This window comes from Sphingomonas sp. (assembly GCF_051962185.1).
Taxonomy (GTDB): Bacteria; Pseudomonadota; Alphaproteobacteria; order Sphingomonadales; family Sphingomonadaceae; genus Sphingomonas.
In genome coordinates, this window is sequence record NZ_JBQCCN010000267.1 from 1 (window position 1) to 4743 (window position 4743).

At 63.1% G+C, this 4743-nt stretch carries 1 protein-coding gene and 1 pseudogene; both read right to left on the reverse strand.

Annotated elements, in window-relative coordinates; translation table 11 throughout:
• Positions 1-4248 (reverse strand): ELWxxDGT repeat protein (locus tag ACTHJR_RS16915; protein WP_440524454.1); only part of this gene is annotated, 4248 nt, incomplete at its 3' end.
• Positions 4249-4437: 189 nt separating this feature from the next.
• Positions 4438-4743: pseudogene (locus ACTHJR_RS16920) on the reverse strand (hypothetical protein); the annotation flags it as partial.

Consider the following 4743-nt stretch of genomic DNA (forward strand, 5'->3'; position numbering starts at 1 on the left):
GCCGTCCGAATAGAATAGCCCGCTGTCGCCGGTGAAGTAGAAATGGGTCGCGTCGGCGCGGATGAAATTGCCCGCGCCGCCGGTCGAACTGCCGTCGCCGGGAACCATGGCGTGCGTGCCGGCATCGGTGCCGTCGGTGACGTAGGTGTGCCAGCCGCCGTTGTTGGGATCATATGCCGCGAAATAGAGCTTGCCGCCGAACGCGAAGAAATCGCCGAACGACGTGCCGCCGCTGCCGGGATTGATGTCGCGGACCATGTGCGTGCCCGCACTGGTGCCGTCGGTGACGAACAATTCGGTGCCGTGCGCACCGTCGATGGTCGAGAAGTAATTGGCGGTGAAGAACACCTGTGACCCGACCTGGATCAAGCTGCCGGGGTTGGAGCCGGTGGCATCGGGAAACAGGTCGCCCAGCATGAAGGTACCGGCCGAAGTGCCGTTTGACACCCAGATCTCGCGGCCGTGGGTGCCGTCGTCGGCGGTATAGACGATCGAGCCGTTGCCCAGGCTGGTGATCTGGTCGGGATACGCCGAATTGCCGCCCGGATTGCTGTCCTGCACCAATTGCGTGCCGGCGGTGGTGCCGTCCGACGTCCACAATTCGTAGCCGTTGCCCCCGTCATAGCTGCGCCAGAACAGCCGGCTGCCGGACGTGACGACGTCTTCATAATCGCTGACGCTGGCGATGAAACCGACGCTGGTGCCGTCGAACGAATAGAGCCCGGTTCCGCTGATGCCGTCGTCGCCGTACAGCACCATCCCGGTGCCGAGGTGGATCGGCGTGCTGTAAGCGCCGGTGAAATGATGGATGCGCTGGGTGCCGGCGACGGTACCGTCGGACGAGAACAGGGCATAGCCGCCGCCGTTCGCGCTCGAATCGTAGCCGAGATAATAGAATTTTCCGCCCAGCGTGAAGAACCGGCCCCCATCGTTATAGGGCGTGTCGAGGTCGTTGCTGGTCAGCTTGGTGACGGTGGTTCCGTCCGACGTGTAGAGCTGACGCCCGTTGACGCCGTCGTCCGCCGTGAAGAAGATCTTGCCGCCCGCGGCGAAGAAATTCTGCGGGTTCGAGCTCGAGCCCCCCACCACCATGTCGGCGACCATGTGGCTGCCGCCGGTGGTCGCGTCGCTGACCCACAATTCATTGCCGTGGATACCGTCTTCGCCGGCGAAGAAGGTCAGGCTGCCCGCGGTCGCCAGGCCGGAATTGAGGTTGAGATATTGGCCGTGGTTGCCGGTCGCGTTGACGTCCTGGAGCAGCATCGTGCCCGCCGACGTGCCGTCGCTGACATAGACTTCGTTACCGGTATCGGGATTGAAGGCAGTGAACACCACCGACCCATTACCCAGGCTGACGATGTTGCCGGGCGAGGAATCGTACGATCCCGGGTTGATATCCTTGACCAGGTGCGTGCCCGCGGCGGTGCCGTCGGTCACCCACAATTCGGAGCCGTGGCCGCCGTCGTTGCTGCGCCAGAATAGATTGGTCCCCGAGACCGTGACGTTCTCATAGTCGTTGACGTTGGCGATGAAGCTGACGGTCGTTCCGTCGAATGCGTAGAGGCCGCTCCCGTTGGTGCCGTCGTTCGCGTAGAACACGACCTCGCTGCCGAGATGGACAGGCACGTTGTAGCTGTTGCCGCCGACGAAATGATAGACGCGCTGCGTCCCCGCCACGGTGCCGTCGGACGAGAATAGCGCATAGCCGCCGCCGTTCGCGCTCGAATCGTAGCCGAGATAATAGAATTTTCCGCCCAGCGTGAAGAACCGCGCGCCATCGTTATAGGGCGTGTCGAGGTCGTTGCTGGTCAGCTTGGTGACGGTGGTTCCGTCCGACGTGTAGAGCTGACGCCCGTTGACGCCATCGTCCGCCGTGAAGAAGATCTTGCCGCCCGCGACGAAGAAATTCTGCGGATTGGAGCCGCTGCCCCCGACTACGAGGTCGGCGACCATGTGGCTGCCGCCGGTGGTCGCGTCGCTGACCCACAATTCATTGCCGTGGATGCCGTCCTCGCCGGCGAAGAAGGTCAGGCTGCCGGCGGTCGCCAGGCCGGAATTGAGGTTGAGATACTGGCCGTGGTTGCCGGTCGCGTTGACGTCCTGGAGCAGCATCGTACCCGCCGACGTGCCGTCGCTGACATAGACTTCGTTGCCGGTATCGGGGTTGGAGGCGGTGAAGACGACCGATCCGTTGCCCAGGCTGACGATGTTGTTCGGGTAGGAATCATAGGGGCCGGGATTGATGTCCTTGACTACATGAGTGCCGGCACTGGTGCCGTCGGACGTCCACAACTCATAGCCGTGGCCGCCGTCATTGCTGCGCCAGAACAGTCGGTTGCCCGAGACGGTGACGTTCTCGTAATCGTTGACGCTGGCGACGAAGCTGACGGTCGTTCCGTCGAACGAATAGATCCCGCTGCCGTTGGTCCCGTCGTTCGCATAGAAGACGACCGCCGCGCCGAGATGAATCGGCAGATTATAGCTGTTGCCGCCGACGAAATGATAGACGCGCTGCGTCCCCGCGACGGTGCCGTCCGACGAGAACAGCGCATAGCCGCCGCCGTTCGCGCTCGAATCGTAGCCGAGATAGTAGAATTTGCCGCCCAGCGTGAAGAAGCGCGCGCCGTCATTGTACGGCGCGTCGAGATCATTGCTGGTCAGTCGGGTGACCGTCGTCCCATCGGAGGTGTAGAGCTGCCGCGCATGGACACCGTCGTCGGCGGTGAAGAAGATCGTGGTGCCGACCGCGTAGAAATTCTGCGGGTTCGATCCCGAGCCGCCGAATACCAGGTCGGTGACCATCCGGCTGCCGCCGGGCGTGCCGTCGGTCACCCACAATTCGTTGCCGTTGACCCCGTCGCTCGCCGCGAAATAGCCGAGCGCGCCGGCCTGAACCGGCGCCCCGAAGCTCAGCGAGGGCGAATGATTGCCGGTCGGGTTGACGTTGGACAGCAGCCCGGTACCCGCCGCGGTGCCGTCGGAGAAGAACAATTCGGTGCCGACATCGGGGCGATAGGCGGTGAACGCCACCCCGCCGCCGACCGCCGAGATGTTACCGATCGAGGCGTCGTACACGCCGGGATTGATGTCGGCGGTCATGTGCGTGCCCGCCGCGGTGCCGTCCGACACCCACAATTCGTTGCCGTGGCTGCCGTCGTTGCTGATGAAGAACAACTGGCCGTTCGACACCACCGGTTGGCTGAACCCGCCCGACACCGACGACACGAACGCCACATTCGTCCCGTCGAACGTGTAGAGCCCGCTGCCATGCGTGCCGTCGTCGCCGTAGAACATCAGCGTCGAGCCGAGATTGAAGAAATTGCCCGAGAAGCTGCCGAGATGGTCGAGCTTGGTGATCCCCGTCCCGTTCGACGTGTAGATCGCCGAGCCGCCCGACGGATCATTGGCGACATAATAGAAGACGTGGTTGAACACGACCGAAGTGCCCGAATAGGGCAGGGTCGAGCTCAGCATGACCGTGCCCGCGCTGGTGCCGTCGGTGGCCCACAATTGCGTGCCGTGCGCGCCGTCGTTGGCGGTGAAAAAGACATGCCCTGCCGCCGCGACGAAATTGCCCGCGCTCGAGCCGCTGGCGCCGAGATTGATGTCCTTGAGCTGGAAAGTGCCGGCGGCGGTACCGTCCGACACCCAGACTTCGCTGCCATGGGTGCCGTCGTCGGCAGTGAAATAGAGCTTGCCGCCGAGCGCGGTGAAATTGCCGTACGAGCCATACCCGGCGCCGGGCAGCACGTCCTTGACCATCGCGGTCCCCGCGGCGGTGCCGTCGCTCTTCCACAATTCGTAACCGTCGGTCGCGTCATAGGCGACGAAGAACAGGCTGTTGCCGACGGCGGTGAATTGCGACGGGCTGGAGACGGCCGCGACGAATTGGGTACCGCCGGTCGTGCCATCGGTCATGAACAGGCCCGAGCCGTGAACCGAATCCGACCCGGTGAAGAACAGCCGGCCGTTGACGTTGACCAGATTGCCGGCATTGTCGCCGTTGCTCGACGAACTCAGCGCATAAGTGCCGGCCGTCGTGCCGTCGCTCCGCCACAAATGATAGGAAGAGCCGTCGTAAGCGGTGAAATACATGATCCCGTTGGACTGGACGAGGTTGCCGATATTGGCGCTGCCCAGTCCGGGATTGATGTCCTTCAGCAGGAACGTCCCCGCGACCGTTCCGTCGGTGACCCACAGTTCCTGTCCGTCCGAACCATCGTCAGCGACAAAGAATTGCAAGCTCATACTCGTGCCCCCTGGTAATCAGCGGGACAAGTCCAAGACGCACGATTGACCGCCCGCCAGACACTGGTGCGCCTGACGCGATGCTCGCCTGAATCTGGAATCCCGCCTTCTTGAGCGCGAGCCTAAAGCCACCCAAAATGGTTGGCCACAGACATTTCTTACAAGCAATTTTTTACAATTACACCTGCGTCACCCGGCGTCGGGATCATGCAGCGACTGCATCGGGGCGCCCAATACTTCGTCGCGTCGATGCATCGACATGCGGTTGATCGGGCGCTCCATCTTCATGAACTGGCCCAGCGGCTGGTCGAGGAACAGATGACAGTCGCGCAGGAAATGCGATCCGTCCCAATAGCCCGCCTCGCGCACCGCATCGGTCCAGAGGCCGCGGTCGATCGTCCGGATCGAGCTCAGCGCACGGAGGAATCGCGCGCGTCTGAGCAGCAATTTCGGGGTGAAGCCGAAACAGGTGCGCGTGATCCGGGCGACCTGGCG